General features: G+C 57.8%; 17 protein-coding genes. 16 read left to right on the top strand and 1 reads right to left on the bottom strand.

Features of this window, described 5'->3' with window-relative positions:
* Positions 1-54: 54 nt before the first annotated feature.
* From ACRZ9X_RS19110 to ACRZ9X_RS19135, 6 genes are all read left to right on the top strand, one after another.
* The gene (locus tag ACRZ9X_RS19110) at positions 55-1,494 is read left to right on the top strand and encodes an FAD-linked oxidase C-terminal domain-containing protein (protein ID WP_480521675.1); all 1,440 of its coding nucleotides are present in this window, start codon (positions 55-57) and stop codon (positions 1,492-1,494) included.
* A 65-nt stretch (positions 1,495-1,559) separates the two neighbouring features.
* On the top strand, positions 1,560-2,660 hold the full coding sequence (locus ACRZ9X_RS19115) for an FAD-binding protein (protein ID WP_480521676.1): 1,101 nt from the start codon (positions 1,560-1,562) through the stop codon (positions 2,658-2,660).
* Between the two features lie 4 nt (positions 2,661-2,664).
* Positions 2,665-3,987 (top strand): glycolate oxidase subunit GlcF, encoded by a 1,323-nt coding sequence (gene glcF, locus ACRZ9X_RS19120; RefSeq protein ID WP_480521677.1) that lies wholly within the window; start codon positions 2,665-2,667, stop codon positions 3,985-3,987.
* 102 nt (positions 3,988-4,089) lie between these two features.
* Positions 4,090-4,881, top strand: a complete 792-nt coding sequence (locus ACRZ9X_RS19125; protein ID WP_480521678.1) for a trypsin-like serine peptidase — start codon at positions 4,090-4,092, stop codon at positions 4,879-4,881.
* Positions 4,882-4,958: 77 nt separating this feature from the next.
* Positions 4,959-5,693, top strand: a complete 735-nt coding sequence (locus ACRZ9X_RS19130; protein WP_480521679.1) for a trypsin-like serine peptidase — start codon at positions 4,959-4,961, stop codon at positions 5,691-5,693.
* Positions 5,694-5,817: 124 nt separating this feature from the next.
* Positions 5,818-6,285, top strand: coding sequence for an Hsp20 family protein (locus ACRZ9X_RS19135; RefSeq protein WP_480521680.1), 468 nt, complete (start codon positions 5,818-5,820; stop codon positions 6,283-6,285).
* Positions 6,286-6,406: 121 nt separating this feature from the next.
* Here ACRZ9X_RS19135 and ACRZ9X_RS19140 read toward each other — a convergent pair whose 3' ends face one another.
* Positions 6,407-7,936: a trimethylamine methyltransferase family protein gene (locus ACRZ9X_RS19140; protein ID WP_480521681.1), complete on the bottom strand. Its 1,530-nt coding sequence runs from the start codon at positions 7,934-7,936 to the stop codon at positions 6,407-6,409.
* Positions 7,937-8,322: 386 nt separating this feature from the next.
* On the opposite strand from ACRZ9X_RS19140, the gene ACRZ9X_RS19145 reads away from it, so the two are divergent.
* The 10 genes from ACRZ9X_RS19145 (at position 8,323) to ACRZ9X_RS19190 (ending at position 16,247) form a co-directional block, all read left to right on the top strand.
* On the top strand, positions 8,323-9,402 hold the full coding sequence (locus tag ACRZ9X_RS19145; RefSeq protein ID WP_480521682.1) for a hypothetical protein: 1,080 nt from the start codon (positions 8,323-8,325) through the stop codon (positions 9,400-9,402).
* Positions 9,403-9,719: 317 nt separating this feature from the next.
* A complete protein-coding gene (locus ACRZ9X_RS19150) occupies positions 9,720-10,844 on the top strand; it encodes a hypothetical protein (protein WP_480521683.1) in 1,125 nt (374 codons plus the stop codon).
* A complete protein-coding gene (locus tag ACRZ9X_RS19155) occupies positions 10,845-11,165 on the top strand; it encodes a hypothetical protein (RefSeq protein WP_480521684.1) in 321 nt (106 codons plus the stop codon). It begins immediately after the preceding gene.
* Between the two features lie 4 nt (positions 11,166-11,169).
* Entirely contained in the window at positions 11,170-13,101 is a 1,932-nt protein-coding gene (locus ACRZ9X_RS19160) for an AAA family ATPase (RefSeq protein WP_480521685.1), read from the top strand.
* Positions 13,098-13,433 (top strand): hypothetical protein, encoded by a 336-nt coding sequence (locus tag ACRZ9X_RS19165; protein ID WP_480521686.1) that lies wholly within the window; start codon positions 13,098-13,100, stop codon positions 13,431-13,433. The genes ACRZ9X_RS19160 and ACRZ9X_RS19165 overlap by 4 nt, the downstream gene beginning before the upstream one ends.
* Positions 13,430-13,723 (top strand): hypothetical protein, encoded by a 294-nt coding sequence (locus ACRZ9X_RS19170; RefSeq protein ID WP_480521687.1) that lies wholly within the window; start codon positions 13,430-13,432, stop codon positions 13,721-13,723. Before ACRZ9X_RS19165 ends, ACRZ9X_RS19170 begins: the two co-directional genes overlap by 4 nt.
* 8 nt (positions 13,724-13,731) lie before the next feature.
* The gene (locus ACRZ9X_RS19175) at positions 13,732-13,869 is read left to right on the top strand and encodes a hypothetical protein (RefSeq protein WP_480521781.1); all 138 of its coding nucleotides are present in this window, start codon (positions 13,732-13,734) and stop codon (positions 13,867-13,869) included.
* A complete protein-coding gene (locus ACRZ9X_RS19180) occupies positions 13,869-14,585 on the top strand; it encodes a hypothetical protein (protein ID WP_480521688.1) in 717 nt (238 codons plus the stop codon). Before ACRZ9X_RS19175 ends, ACRZ9X_RS19180 begins: the two co-directional genes overlap by 1 nt.
* Before the next feature lie 57 nt (positions 14,586-14,642).
* Complete coding sequence (locus tag ACRZ9X_RS19185; protein WP_480521689.1) at positions 14,643-15,980, top strand: DUF6638 family protein; 1,338 nt, start codon at positions 14,643-14,645, stop codon at positions 15,978-15,980.
* Positions 15,981-16,247 carry a hypothetical protein gene (locus ACRZ9X_RS19190; RefSeq protein WP_480521690.1) on the top strand — a complete coding sequence of 89 codons (267 nt, stop codon included), beginning with the start codon at positions 15,981-15,983 and terminating at the stop codon, positions 16,245-16,247.
* Position 16,248: the final 1 nt, after the last annotated feature.

Raw genomic sequence — 16,248 nt, forward strand, 5'->3', positions numbered from 1 at the left:
ACTTGCCAGATCGGAAAATTGGTAATATTATTTTACCAAATTGGAGGACCAGTCATGGAAATGCCACCGCCAAACACCGAGGTGCTGCGTCGCAAGGATGCGGTTCTGCTCCGGTTGCTGCAAGTGTTGCCTGAAGATGCCGTGATCCATGATCCGGCGGAGACGCGCGCATATGAATGTGATGCGCTGACCGCCTACCGCTGCCCGCCGATGCTTGCGGTTTTGCCGGCGAGCACTGAGGAGGTCTCGGATGTGCTGCGCATCTGCAATGAGGAAGGCGTGCCTGTGGTGCCGCGCGGGGCAGGTACCTCGCTGGCGGGTGGGGCATTGCCAACGGCGGATTGCGTCATTCTGGGCATTGCCAAGATGAATGAGGTTCTGGAAGTCGACTATGACAACCGCGTCATCCGGGTGCAAACCGGCCGAACAAACCTGAGCGTGACCGGAGCCGTGGAAGAGGATGATTTCTTTTACGCGCCTGACCCGTCGTCGCAATTGGCCTGTGCAATTGCGGGCAACATTGCGATGAACTCCGGCGGCGCGCATTGTCTGAAATATGGCGTGACCACCAATAACCTTCTGGGCGTCAAGATGGTCATGATGGACGGCAGCGTGGTTGAGATTGGAGGCGCTCATCTCGACTCTGGCGGGCTGGATCTTCTGGGTGTTGTTTGCGGGTCCGAGGGGCAGCTGGGTGTGGTCACCGAGGCCACCCTGCGCATTCTGCGCAAACCCGAAGGTGCACGACCGGTGCTCATGGGTTTTGATGACAATGAGATTGCCGGGCAATGCGTGTCGGACATTATCAAATCGGGCATCCTGCCGGTTGCGATCGAGTTCATGGATACGCTGTGCATCCGGGCCTGCGAGAATTTTGCGCAAGCCGGGTATCCCGATTGTACGGCCCTTTTGATTGTTGAGGTTGAAGGGTCCGAGGCCGAGATCGACTACCAGCTCTCCAAGATCATCGAGATCGCCAAGCGTCACAATCCGGTTGAATTGCGTGAGAGCCAGTCGGCGGAGGAAAGCGCGAAAATCTGGCTGGGCCGCAAGTCGGCCTTTGGGGCGATGGGGCAGATGAATGACTACATGTGTCTGGACGGAACCATACCGGTCTCGTCATTGCCCGAAGTGCTGCGGCGGATCGGAGAGATGAGCGAGGAGTATGGCCTGCCGGTGGGCAATGTGTTCCATGCCGGAGACGGAAACATGCACCCGCTGATCCTTTTTGATGCAAACAAACCTGGCGATCTGGAGAAATGCGAGGCGTTCGGGGCCGATATTCTGAAGCTTTGTGTCGAGGTCGGAGGGTGCCTGACCGGCGAGCATGGGGTCGGGATCGAAAAGCGGGATTTGATGGTTCATCAATATACATCTGCAGACCTTGAAGCGCAGATGGCGGTGAAGGATGTTTTCGATCCCAACTGGTTGCTGAACCCTGCAAAAGTGTTCCCGCTGGGTGTGTCCGAGGCGCGCAGGATTGCGGCCGAGTAGGGGGCGCTGCCCCCGTCGCGGCGGGCCGCGACTCCCCCGGAGTATTTTGGAAAAGATGAAGTATCATGAGACCTGAGACAGAGGCCGAGCTGGCCGAGATGGTGGGCGGGCTGAATGGGCCGGTTCGTATTGCCGGAGGCGGAACGCGCGGAATCGACGGGCCGGAGCAGGTGATCGAAACGACGGGGTTGAGCGGCATTATGCTGTACGAGCCCGGCGCGTTGACGATTGTCGCAAGGACCGGGACTCGGGTTGCGGAGATTGAGGCGGCGCTGGAGGCAGAAGGTCAGCAACTGGCCTTTGAACCCATGGATCATCGCGGTCTGTTGAGCTCGGACGGAGCGTCGACAATTGGTGGCGTTGTTGCGGGCAATATTTCGGGGCCAAGGCGGATACAGGCCGGGGCGTGTCGCGACTTTCTGCTGGGCGTTCGATATGTCGATGGCGCGGGGCAGGTGGTCAAGAACGGTGGGCGGGTGATGAAGAATGTCACCGGCTATGATCTGGTGAAGCTGATGGCCGGGTCCTGGGGTACCTTGGGCGTGATGACAGAGGTGTCGCTGAAAGTGTTGCCGAAGCCAGAGGCGACGGCGACACTGGCGGTTCAGGTTGCTGATGTGGCAGGCGCGATTGGCGTTATGTCGGCTGCCTTGAAATCTCCTTTTGAGGTGAACGGTGCGGCCTATGATCCCGAGAAGGAACAGGCGCTGTTGCGGGTCGAAGGGTTCGCGGATTCTGTGGCCTACCGGCGTGCGCAGCTGAAAGCCTTACTGGCAGGATTTGGTGAGATTGCCGAACAGGGCAGCTCGGACAGTTTATGGCAGGCTGTTCGGGACGTCGAAGCGTTCCGTGGCAAGGACGGTGATGTCTGGCGCCTTTCCGTAAAACCCTCGGATGCGCCCGAGGTTGCTGCGCGGATTGAAGCGGATCAGATGCTGTTCGATTGGGGGGGCGGGTTGATCTGGGCGTTGGTTCCGGCCGGGACCGATTTGCGCGCGCGTCTGGGTCATGTGGTGGGGCATGCAACCCTGGTTCGTGCGGCGCCTGCGACGGCCCGGCGGCTGGGGCGGTTTCAGCCTGAATCCTCGGGCGTTGCCGCGTTGAGCAAGGGTTTACGTCAGAGATTTGATCCGCGCGGTTTGTTCAATCCGGGACTGATGGGGTAGGCACATGCAGACGACGTTTACCGAAGACCAGCTTCGGGACCCAGGCATCAAACGTTCGAACGAGATTCTGCGCAATTGTGTGCATTGTGGGTTCTGTACCGCCACATGTCCGACCTATCAGGTTCTGGGCGATGAGTTGGACAGCCCGCGCGGGCGGATCTACCTGATCAAGGACATGCTGGAAAACGCGCGTGTTCCGGACGACAAGACGGTCAAGCATATTGACCGGTGTTTGTCCTGTCTGGCTTGCATGACCACCTGTCCGTCCGGTGTGCACTATATGCACCTTGTGGATCATGCGCGTGAGTATATCGAGCAGAACTACAAGCGGCCCATGACCGATCGCGTTCTGCGATGGGTTTTGGCGCAAATCCTGCCTTATCCGATGCGGTTTCGCTGGGCGCTGATCGGAGCCAAGCTGGGACGTCCGTTCAAATTCCTGATGCCGGATGCGCGGCTGCGTGCAATGCTGGACATGGCCCCCAAGCACATCCCTCCGGTCAGTCGCAATGATGATCCTCAGAGTTTCGCACCCCAAGGTGCGCGCCAAAAACGCGTGGCGCTGATGACGGGCTGTGCGCAGAAGGCGCTGAATACGGATATCAACGATGCCACCATTCGATTGCTGACCCGGTTTGGATGCGAGGTTGTGGTGGCCGACGGGGCCGGATGCTGCGGGGCCCTGACCCATCATATGGGGAAGTCCGACGCCAGTCACAAAACCGCGGCTGCCAATATTCGGGCCTGGACCGCCGAGATGGATGGGGACGGGCTGGATGCGATCGTCATCAATACGTCGGGATGCGGAACCACGGTGAAGGATTACGGGCATATGTTCCGCAATGACCCGCTGGCCGAAGATGCTGCGCGGGTATCGGACATTTCGATGGATATCAGCGAGCTTCTGATGACGCTGGACCTGCCGGATGGTGATGAGAAAGAAATGACCGTGGCCTATCACGCGGCCTGTTCGCTACAGCACGGGCAGAAAATCAAGACCTATCCCAAGGATCTGCTCAAACGAGCGGGGTTTCGGGTGGTCGAACCCGCAGACAGTCACCTGTGTTGTGGCAGTGCCGGGACATATAATCTGATGCAGCCCGAGATTTCCGGAAAACTGAAACAGCGCAAGGTGAAAACACTGGAGACTAAGAAACCGGATGTGATCGCCGCTGGTAATATCGGTTGCATGATGCAGATCGGGTCAGGCACCAGGATTCCGATCCTTCACACAGTCGAATTGCTGGACTGGGCGACAGGCGGGCCAAAACCGCGCGCCCTGCAGGCGGGCTACGGCTCGGCATCGCAGGTGCCGATCCTGAGGTGAGGTCGATCAGGTCAGGTTTGAGCGGCACACCCGTATCGCGCCCTAATTTTGCCGCACGTACTGCTTAAGAGCGGAGGTCAGAAGACATGACCGGAGACCTGCGTGCGACATTGGATCATAGCCGCCGTGCTCAGCGTACTGCCATTGGTGGTACAGGCTAAAGATACACGACTGAAAAGCCTTGAAACCACCGATTCCGGGCGGGAGTGGATGGCCGTCGGGCGGTTGGATATCGGTGGAACAGGGTTTTGCACCGGGGCTTTGATCTCGCCCACATTGGTTTTGACGGCGGCGCATTGCCTGTTCGACAAGGCCACGCGCGAGCGAATTGATCCGGCCCGGATCGAGTTTCTCGCCGGATGGCGCAGAGGTCATGCCTCGGCCTATCGGGCGGCACGTCAGGCGGTCATTCATCCGCGATATCAATATGATGCAAGTGTATCGGCGGACCGGGTTCAACATGACATCGCGTTGATCGAGCTGTGGCAGCCGATCCGGAATACCTCGGTCGTTCCGTTCGAAACCGGACGCCGCCCGGCCCGGGGCGAAGATGTTGGCGTTGTGTCCTACGCACATGACCGGGCCGAGGCCCCTTCGTTGCAAGAAGTTTGCTCGGTCATGGCCCGGCAGTCAGGCATTCTTGTCATGTCCTGCGATGTGGATTTCGGGGCATCCGGTGCGCCGATTTTTTCATTCGATGGTGAAAGACCGCGCATCGTATCCGTTGTGTCCGCAAAGGCCGAATTGCGGGGCCAACGCGTCGCACTGGGAACGGCGTTGGAGGAATCGCTGCAATTGCTGCAGTCGGAATTGTCGGAAGGACGGGGATTTGGCCTGTCCAGCGGTTCGGGAACGGCCGGAAAAACCTTGGGAGCGAGATTTCTTAAACCATGATCAGATTTGTTTCTGCATTTCTTTTTTTGATTTTGGCGGCCACGAACAGTCAGGCTCAGTTGGCGGAAAAACGGCGGTTGACCGACCGCAATGATCTTTACGGCTGGGAGGCCGTGGGTCGGTTGGACATTGGTGATGACGGGTTTTGCACCGGCACATTGATTGCCAAGGACATTGTTCTGACCGCCGCGCATTGCGCCTTGGATAAGGCCACGGGCAAACCCTATGAGCCTGGCAAGGTCACGTTTCGGGCCGGTTTGAGCGATGGCGAGGCGCTGGCTGAACGCAAGGTGATCCAGATCGCATCACATCCCGAGTATATTGCCGACCAACCGGTTTCGGCCGCAAGTGTGCGCGTGGATGTCGCCTTGATGCGGTTGGAAGAGCCGATCCCTTATTCGATTGCGGATCCATTCGCGCTGCATAGCGGTCGCGTTGCGGGTAACGAGATCAGCGTCGCCTCTTACGGACGTGGACGGGCCGAGGCAATTACCCGTCAGCGTTCGTGCGAGATTTTGCGCCGCGCGCAGGGGGTGATCAGCTTCAACTGCGATGTGACATTCGGCTCGTCCGGATCTGCCATTCTGGCCAGAAACGGTCCGCGCTGGCAAATTCTGTCGGTTGTTTCGGCAGTGGGTTTCAATGGTGCGATCAAGGTCGGCTACGGTATGGAATTGGCAGACTCGGTATCGCAACTCAAGGCGATCCTGCGCCGCGACGCGCCCAGACCGACGGCCTCGATCCGCCGGTTGCAGCCGGGTTCGGGCAAGTCGGGTTCCGGGGCCAAATTCATCAGCGCAGGAGGGTCTTGAACCCGGTCAATACGCTCCCCATGTGAAGTGTACCGGATCGCCGCAAACGGGGTCCGGATAACATCACCGCCCGTCCGAACGGAGGGCTCAACTCGTAAATCGCTCAACCATGAGGATACGACACATGCGTACATTTGACTTTGCTCCGCTGCACCGCGCCACCATTGGCTTTGACCAAATCGCCGACATGATGGATCGCGTTCTGACCAACGACGTCGCGCAACCCACTTATCCACCGTACAACATTGAAAAGACCGATGCCGACACCTATCGCATCTCGGTCGCTGTGGCCGGGTTCGCGGAAAACGATCTGTCGGTTGAAGTGAAAGAAAACTCACTGGTCGTCGCCGGTAAGAAATCCGCCGAGGACAAAGACCGCAGCTATCTGCACCGTGGCATCGCCACGCGCGCGTTCGAACGCCGCTTTGCCCTGGCCGATCACGTGCGGGTCACAGGCGCCAGCCATGAAAACGGCATGCTGAACATCGACCTGAAGCGCGAGGTGCCCGAGGCCCTGAAACCGCGCCGGATCGAGATTTCCTCGGCCAATGCCATAGAAAAGGATGTGGTTGACGCCAAAGCCGTGAACTGAGGCCGTCTGACCACATGGCGGTAGTCCTGCCTCTCGGGATTATCGCCCCATACGCCCCGCGTTCCTCCAGGCGCGGGGCGACGTCATTGTGACCTGTTCTGAAATGATGCTGTGCGGTTCTCTATGACAGGATGGAAAACCGCTTGCGGATCGCCGCTTCTTGTTCTGCGGTCAGGTATGTCGGGTGATGCTCTTTCAGGATTTCCTGCGCCCGCCGCTTTGCCGCCGCCCACGCATCGGGGGCCCCGCTGTCCGCCCAGCTTCGCGGCTCGCTGCGGTCAGCGATTGACGGATAGAAATAGTCCCGCTCCATCGCGGCAAGAGTTTGTGCGCCGCCCAGAAAATGCCCTTCGCCCAGAACGGCATCGACGATGGCGTCAAACCCCAGGTTGGTTTCCGTCACCTCGACTCCGCGCAACGCGCGATAGATGCCAGAGTGCATCTCGTCATCCAGGATAAATGCCTCGAAACTTGCGCCCAGCAGCGAGGCGGTCATACCCGAACTTTCGTAGATGAGATTACCGCCCGCCAGTGCGGCGGCCAGTGCGGTGACGCCCTTTTCGCTGCCGTATTGGGCGTCAATGGCCTTGGCATCCGTCATCGAACTGGCCACACCAGAAGGCAAACCCAGCCAGTTGGACAATTGCGCCGAGGCCGCGTTCAGCAAAGCGGTTTCGCCGCTGCCACCGGAAAACGCGCCGGTGCGCAGATCGATGACAAACGGCCAGTTTGAAAAGATCATGGGAAAGCCCGGTTGGATCACGTTGACCATAACCAGGCTGGCCAGAGTTTCCGCGAGCGACTGGGCCAGAAACCCGGCCAGCGTCGCAGGCGCGGTCGCCCCGGCCTGAGCCGCCGTGATGCAGGATATCGGGATGTTATGAGCGATGCATTCATACACCACGTCGACCGCATCGGCCCCAAACCGCATGGGTGAAATCACCGGGCTTATGTGTGCCTTCAGAAAAGGCCGGGCGGCAAATTCACCGTCTCCGCCTGCTGCGATATTCAGCATCTCCATCATCGGCGCGACATGATGGGCATATGTGAATGCGGTTCCAACCGGTTTGGTGGTGTTCTTCAGCAATGCAAAAACGGTGTTGACGTCCAGGTCATAGCTGTCGGGAACATCGGTTGCGATGCAGCATCGGGTGAACCACGCAACGTTGGCCAGCGTATCCTGCAGTCGCGTAAAGTCGTGCAGATCAGAAAGGGTCGAAGAGCGATACAGCCCGGTATTCAAATCCAGCGTCTGAACTGCCGCGCCGCCGGTGCCAAAATAGACCCGCTCGCCGCCCACCTTGATGGACCGGGACGTGTCCCGGCCATGCAGTGTGAACGTCTTCGCGGCATCGGTGATGGCTTTTTCAACCAACGTCTCCGGCAGCACGATCCGACCGTCGCCGCGATCTTTCGCTCCGGCATTCAGCAGATCCCGGGCCAGCCGCTCCGGTACCTCACCCATTCCAAGATGCGACAGCAGCTTTAACGCCGTGTCATAGATTGCCGTCAATTCGGACGATGTCAGGGGTTGGTAACGCCCGCCGATCTGTCCCGGAGGACAGGGGTTGACCTCGGGTTTTGCCTCACGCTTGGCCAGTCGCGTCTTGCGGCCGCGTCGCGTTCCGGTGCTTTGAATCTGTTCAGTCATGCGCCCTCTTGCCGGTCAGCTGGTTCAACTACACAGAATGCGGGGTGAATCTCCAAGAGGTATTTTTAAAGTCCGAGGCGTTAAAGCTGGAAACAGCCTCCGCTCCTCTGTCTCACCCGAAGCGTCTTCGACGCTGTCATTGGCTGCTTCAGCGGGTTGTTTGTCCGCGTGAACGGTGATGACGTTTCATCCGGGCCGTTGTCGGCACTCGGACTTCGCGTTGCACCATTGCCGCGCGGGCACCTTTCTGTTCGCGCCTTGGTTGTCCCGCCTATCTTTTTCCACCCGAGTTTGTCAGTCTTTGCAGGAATTTAGCACCCAAGGGGATGTAAAAAGGCGTAACATTGCCTATCTTATTGGGGATATAAACAAAAAAGGGATAGCAGATGTCGAACCAGCAGTTTGATGCGTTGATTCAGGAAACTCAGACCAAGGTGCGCGAAAGCCAGTCGCAGATACAAAGCCTGACATCGCGGATCGAAGCCGCGCGCGCCAAAATCGGCACCGCCGAGGCGGATATCGACATCGAAAACGCCACGCTTGAGGATGTGCACGCCCATACCGAGGTGATGAACGCCAATATCGCCGAACTCATCATGGGGTTGGATGACGTCACCAACGCGTTTTCCAAGGATTTCGACGAGATGCGCTCGAAAACCGGGTGGGAGTCGTTTGTTGGCATCTTCGCCAAGGGCAAATCCGAGTCGATGCGGCAGGAGCGGATGCGCACCGCCAATATCGACGACAAGCTGCAGGACCTGATCGCCAAATCCGACGTGATCGTAAAACTGCTGGAGGGCCAGCTGTCCGTGCTGGAGGACCAGCGCGTGAAGGTTGAGGACAACCTGACCGTCACGCTGGATGACCGTGAGGCGACCGTGGCTGAGTTGGAGGCGCTGCGCGCTGAAATTCAGGACATGGACCCGACGATCATCACGTTGGAAAACAAGATCAGCGTTGAACAGGACGCCGCCGCGCGCACTCAGCTAGAGACTGAACTGGCCGAGCTGAACAAGCAATACAACGCCAAGGTTCAGGACGAGCAGGTCAAGCTGGCCAAATCCCAGACGCTGGAGCGCTATATCGAAAAGGGCAAGACCTGGGTCGATTCACTGCAGAACCAGGCGGCGACGCAGATGGTGTTGATCAACAAGCTGCAGACAGACACGCAACAGCGCGTGGTGCTGTATGACGCCCTGACCAAATCGCTGAAAACCGCGCAGCAGCAGGACGTCGCCCACCGCATCAATGAGATCGGCGTGCAGACGGACCAAGAGGCGCAAACCGCCATGGCCGCCATCGGCACCGCGACCAACCAGAAAATGGCCGACATGCTTGAGGCGCATGAGGGCCACATGGTTTTCGCTCGTGACGTGCTGGAGAAAAAGGCCAAGGCGGATGAACGCTTTGCCCGCCGGTTCGCCTCGATCGTCGAGAAGCACGATAAGAACTTGTATGGTGGTTAAGTGCGTTTCGCTCACCAGCAATTCCTCATGTTAACTGCAAGTCTTGGACCATTGGAACTGCCGCGAATACTGGAGCAATTGGGGTTCATCGAAGAGAAACCGGATTATCCAGAAGTCGTCCAGGCACTGCTGATGATGGTCGTTGTAGCTTCGTTAATAAGGCTGCTGTGTTGGCTCAGTTGGGGCAGTGAACGGGGGCATCGGTTTCAGCGATCAGTTGGAATTAATCCCGAAGTGGTCCTGAATAGCATGGGTTCGCCGTTATACCGGTGGTGGTTCCACATCGACAAAAATGGGAAGGACTTGGACGCTCCTAGATGAACGACATTGACCCCACCCAAGACCACGTTTGCCTGACCGACACCTTCGCCTCGCGCCGCTATTTCCGCAAATTCGAGGTGATCACCGTCCACCTCCTGCGCGTGGCTGCAACGATGGAAGCGGAGGGCGCGATCAGCAAGCAAGAGGTGCGGATCGTGTCGCGGTATCTCTCGGGGTTGCTCTACACCTTCCGCGCACTCAGCATGAAATACCTGCTGGTCGGGCGTGATACGGGGCGGTTCTTTGGCAGCCTCGCCATGGACAAGCGCGACAGCGGGTTTCCCGTGGCGACCGAGTTGCTGACCATGGCCAATGACGCGCAGCAGGCGCAGGTGCATCTTGCGAATATGCCCTCGGAGGATGATCTGAAAACCGACATGGTGCGGACGATCATTGGCGATCAGGAAATACCCACCAAGCTGCAATTCGCTCTGTCTCAAAGGCTCTACTACGAGGAATTGTTGAAAGGTCAGCTGTTCTGGGCGCGCAACGATCCCGAGTGCCACTGGATCGGGAATGAGGGTGAACGGCGCAAGTTCATGATCCACTGGGCGGTCTATGACAGCCAGATCAATCTGCCGGTCATCTACCTGATGCAGTTGGAGGACAGCGGTAAGACGGCCCTGCCCAAAGACCAACGTCGCTGGCCGGAGGTGCAGGCGCATCTGATGGCGCAATCCTTGGGCGGGCTGAAACTGGTAACGATTGCCAAGGGCTTTGATCAGGATTTCGACGACCTGCACCCCAAACACCTGCGTCGCATTCATGTGGGGCCGATGTATTCCTCGGCGTTCACGGAGCAATCCGGCCCCTTGCGGCAGGTGTTGGAAGGTGCCCAAGCGCCAGAGGGTCAGGACTGGGCACTGGCATGGACCACCGAAGAGCTGGAAAGCGAAGATGTCATCGAGGAACGCGCCGGGTGGTTCTCGACTGTTGAGCGCGAGATTTTTGCTTTGGATCCGTTTGGTGGGCAGGGGGCTGAAACCGGGGCAACACGCACCCAGCGATCGATCATCCTGCCTCAGCGTCCGTTTCAGGTTCTGGCCGAGCGTGACCCGCCGGGCTTTGGTGACGTGCGCAAGTTTGTGGTCAGCAAAACGGGGCAGGTGTTGAGGTATTGAATGACAAAGGCGGTAACAACTCTTGTTTTGTTTCTAACCGTTGCAGCTTGTGGTTTGGACGGCGCCGTCCAACGCAACTGGTTCTTTGAGAACAGCGAGGCCGGCACTTCCGCTGACGAACTGCGAAAAATGCTGGATAAGCGCGGCTTCCCATTGGAGTACGCGGAGGCAATTGAATTGCACGGTGACGCTATTCCAGCAGGTTCTGAGTGCTATCAGATACCCCCGGTAAACTTGGGCGGTTACTATCTTGCCTGCTTTACCGCTGATGAGAGCGGACACGTGAAGAGCCATAAGTTTTTCAACTATACCTATTGGTGAGAAGATGAGTTTGACGTCAGATCAGATGGAATTGCGGGAAGACGATATTCGCAAGCATTATCCGGCAGCGACCGCTTTGCTGAACGGATTTGAACATGCGCCTCGGATTGCCAAGGTGACTGAGGTGGCGGTCGAGCGGTCTCCGGGTGTGTCCACAGGGCGGCGGTTTCGGTCGACGACTCCGGGGTTGGCGACACGGCGGACGGTCCACGCGGATGGGGTGCATCTGGTCGAGCGGATCGAAGCGTCGGATGATGGTGATACGCTGGTCTCACCCCCTCAGGCCACCGCGCAGCAAGCCATTCGGCGCGCGATTGCCATCGCTCTCGCCGTTGCCGAAGCATATGCAGAGCAGACTCCGTTGGCCGATTTGAAGCGGGCCAATCTGGCGGGGGATTTGCCTGTTGCGCGCAAGACCGAGTTTTCGGAATTGCTGACGGCTGAGGCTTTGATCACATCTCATGTGCTGGGCAATGCGCTAGCTTATCTGATGTCGTCTCATCTGGGCGAAACCACGGTTGATCTGGGTGAGATCGAAGAGGTGTTGACGGACAATGGCCAGCTTGCCCTGCACGGCACCTTGTGGGAGCTGGATCAGGTGCTGGCGAAACATGCGACCGACGATGCGCATCTGATTGCCGCCACCAGTGTCTATGCCGAACAACTGATGGACAAGGCCGCCCTGCGCGCTGGGTCCGCTGGCCATCTGGCCCCGTTCCAGAACACCGCTTGGCATATCGAGGCCGACGATCTGACGATCCGCGGATTTGAGCCTGCGTCAAAGGCCAAATCCACCACCCTCACCATGACGTTCAAGAAACCGAATGAGGTGGTGGGCAACCATATCGCCAAGTATCAGGGGATGAAGCTGGCCAAGATGCTGATGGCCTATGATTTCGAACGCCGCCTGAACCCCTTTGCGGAACTCGGCGGGTTCATCTTTACCTTCATGGGCGACGGCAAACCGGGCACGGGCAAGACCACCCTGATCCAGATGATGGCCGGGCTGATCAACGACTATTGCCAGAACGCGGGCTATCCGTTCCGCTATCAGAACCTGAGCACCGACAATATCGACAGCTATCAGGGCAAGTCTGGCCAGAACGCCAAGGCGTTTATCAACTCGATCATTGATCCCTCGGTCATCGGGTTCGGCACCATCGACGACATCGACCAACTGGCGGGCAAACGCGGCGACCGGCAATCGTCAGCCGGGCAGCTGGAAATCACCGCTGTTCTGATGGAGAGCTTTGCAGGCGCCAACACCGTCGTGCGCGGCAACTGCACCTTTGGCATGTTCTCAAACTACCCCGAGAATGTCGACGACGCCTTGCGTCAGCGGGCGGGCGCGCGGTTTCTGGTGGACGGACCTCAGACGCGCGAGGATTACATCGACATCCTGCACCTGTTGATGGGTCGCAACCACGACATCCCGCTGGGCGAGCACGACGCCTATGCCGAGCAGGAGATCAAAAAGGCCGTCGCCGCCAGTTTCGAAAGCCATTCCCGCCCGCATGAGGATGCTCTGCTACAGGTCTATGAACGGGTTTCGGCTCAAATCGGCCAGATGGACACGATTGCCAAGCTGGGCACCTACCTCAAGGCGATCCAACAGGCGGATGAGCGGTTCACAGGCCGCGCGATCAAGAACATCACCGACGCGGTCAAGGTCCGTGCGATGGATTTCGAGCTGCCCGACGAATGGATGGAAAACCCTGACCTGTTCCTGTTCCGCGACTACGACACCAAGAAAGCGATGATCGAGGACCTACGCCAGCCGATCACGGTTGAGATGGTGATGCAGGAGATCAACCGCTACGCCGACAGCGAGTTCCGCTATGCCGACAAGAGCGACGAGGTCGCCATCGAAAACGCCGTGCGTGAGATGGGCCGGATGGAAGAGGCCAAACGACGGTATCTGGAGGGCAAGGGATGACAGGCGGCCTGATCCTGATCTTTGCAAGCCTGATCGGCGCGTGCCTCTTTTTCGGCAGGGCCATCGCGCGCCGTCGTCCTCCATCTGGCTGGGCCTTTGCCATGCTCACGCTGATCATCTTTGCGGTCACCTATATCTGGAGTTCCCTGTTCGAGATCTGGATGAACGGCGCATCCATCTTGCGCCCGATCTCGCTGCTCCACGCCTTTGGCCCCGGTGAAATGCCTTCACATTTCCTTGGCCGCGCGTTGTTCTGGTTTGTCCCCGCAATGATCTTGGCCGGAGGCGCGTATGCAACAACGCGCCATTGGTCAAAGGAGGCAAAGACATGACGTTGACACTTGCGATCACCGGTTTAGCACTCGTTCTGGGTTTCATCTTGCCTGTACGCTGGGGCGTGTTCGGCTTTCTGGGCGCAGTGGCGGTGCTGTTTCTGACCCAGTTCGGCGTGAACACAGGCGGCGGGTTTGAGGGCACGACATGGGAGGAAACGCTGATCCTGTTCGAAGGCAGCGTAGTGTCTTACATCGGGTTCAACTTGCAGATCACCGCGCGGGCATTTGCGTTGCCGTTGTTGGTGTTGGCGGTTGTGGTTGTGGGTCGGTTTAAGAGGAACGGATAGGACAAGTGGTGCAACGAACGAACAACCAAGCCGACGGCGAATTCCGCTATGCCGACATGAGCGACGAGGTCGCCATCGAGAACGCCGTCCGCGAGATGGGCCGGATGGAAGAGGCCAAGCGGCGGTATCTGGAGGAGAAGGGGTAGTGAACGAAGCGCATTGGGCAACGGGACCCGCTGAAATTCTTAGGCATGGCTTTTCACTTTTGGTGAATGATACGGACACAAACCGTCGACTTGCCATGATCAATATCGACAACGCTGTGGAGCTTATGCTTCAGACTTTCATAACTTTGCCGAAGCGTATTTCTGGAATAGATATATCGAGGAAGCAACGAGACGATTACTGCCAGAGTTTTCCGGGGTTGCTTGACGGTGTTGAGAACCATGCAGCCGAAAAAATCGTTGGGATAGATTTAGGGGTTATCGAGTGGTTTCACAGGCTTCGCAACGAACTATACCATCAAGGAAACGGCCTAACTGTCGAACGCTCAAAGGTAGAGGCTTACGCAGAACTCGCAGAGAAGTTGTTTGAAAGCCTGTTCGACTATTCGCCGAAACTGCCTAGCTCCAAATCTACAGAGCGTCTTGGACGGTTTCTACAAGCGTGGATACAGATCGAACGCTCGGTTGTCGGGCAAAATGCGCTTCGAAACGGGAATATCCTCGGACACGCAAGAGATATGCTGGCGTCCGAACCAGATGGGTCTAAGCTATTTTCGGAGCTTATAGGATTCCGTAAGCTAAGAAACATGTTGGTACATGGCGAAGAAGTTCAGGATACAGCGTTATCAGAGGAGAATTTAGCTAAAATCGAAGCGATTGCCACGACATTGGCTAGGTTGCGGGCAAATGATGAATAACCTGCTGAGAAGCATTCGCGACCCTTCAATTGAGGCCCTGGGCAAAGGGAGCGCCCCATGATCCGCCTCATCGAAAAAGGCCTGATGTTCGGCAATCTCGTCCACATCTCCAGCCCGGCTCTGGTCGAGCGGTATAACCGCGCGTTGCAGCATCTGGCGGGCAAGACCACAGCGCTTACGGATTTCCACGTCGATATCTCGGGCTATTCCCCCGAGATCGGGCAGGAGTTTGACGATCCGCTCTATCTCAACCCCAATGGGGTCAACCGGCAGTTCATTCTGCTGACGACCGAGCAGAAACGCGCGCCGCTGCTGAACGTCAAATTCTCGACCTCGCGCGACATCCTGCGCGACTTCATCGAAATGAACGAGGCGCAGCTGTTTGCCCTGACCGCCACCGACGCGGTGGCCGGAGAGCTGGTGAACTCTGTCTTCAAACTGACCGCACCTGCCGACCTGCTGAACCTGCGCAAGATAGAAATTGAGGCCGACACGGTGGGCGGCACCCTGCGCAAAGCGACGCAGCTGGCGGGTATGGTCGAGCGGTTCAAAACTGAAGAAGACGCCTGGTTCGACGACGTGCTGATCGCAAAAATGATCGAGACAGCCAGGGAGACTGGTGATGTCATGCGCAACCCGGTGCGACTGCGCCATACCGCGTTTGTCCAACCGAATTTCTGGACGGCGCATTACGGGGGGCTCTACCTGTTTCCGGATTTGGATCATCCGACCGCGATTTTCATGGGCGACCGGCCAGATGATTTGCCGTTTGACCATGTCATTGGCAAATCACAACAAAACAAGATTGCCAGTTTCCTCAGTTCAAACAACCTGACCGAGACCATAATCGAGGCGCGTGGCGTGAACTCTGCAGCAATCCTGCAGCAGAAGATGGATTTCCTGACCATCGCGGCCGCCGCGGATGCTGATGTTGATTTGTCGGGGCTGGATCGCACCGATATGCGCCGTCTTGCCCGCAACCATTCGGACCACTTGCCCGAAGCCTATCACGGGTTGGCGCAGCTGCAACGCTGGGCCCGGGACGGGGGGGCGTGGCCGCGCATCACCTCGGATCATCCGGCTTATTTCTATACGCTGCGCGCTGCCGATACACCGAACCGCGATCTCGTGAATATGCTGTTGGCCGAGATGGCGCCGTTGGACCCGCGCCAGATGTTCATTTGCCACAAAGAACTATTCTACAGCACATACGCCAAGTGGTCCGAGGCCAAAAAAGCCTATGTTGCCGACTTCCTTGTGCGCGAGTATCAGGTGGACAAAGCCGGTGCTCGGGCGGCGTTGTTCGGGCATGAGCAGGATATGGACGGCAATGATCGAATCAGCGATGCGGTGATCACACGTGTCGGGCCATGGGGCGCAGTAGGTAGAGTTTGAATGTTCGTCGCACTTCGTTTTCTTATCCCTTTGATGGTCGTGCTGACGGTGATTTATGTCGCCGTTTCGATCTATTCCCGTTGGGTGCGACGCGGTAAGCTGATCGCGCATTGGGAGAAAAAAGGGATGGTCGGGGATCGCGACGCTTTTGTTCAGCGCGGTCTCAGGAAATATGACGGATCATTTCGCCGAAAGCTGATCCTGGGGATCTATATCGTGCCCCTTGGCCTGATCATGATCCTGATTTATGTATCGAATTTCATGTGAG

The organism is Ruegeria sp. AL1 (genome assembly GCF_056540905.1).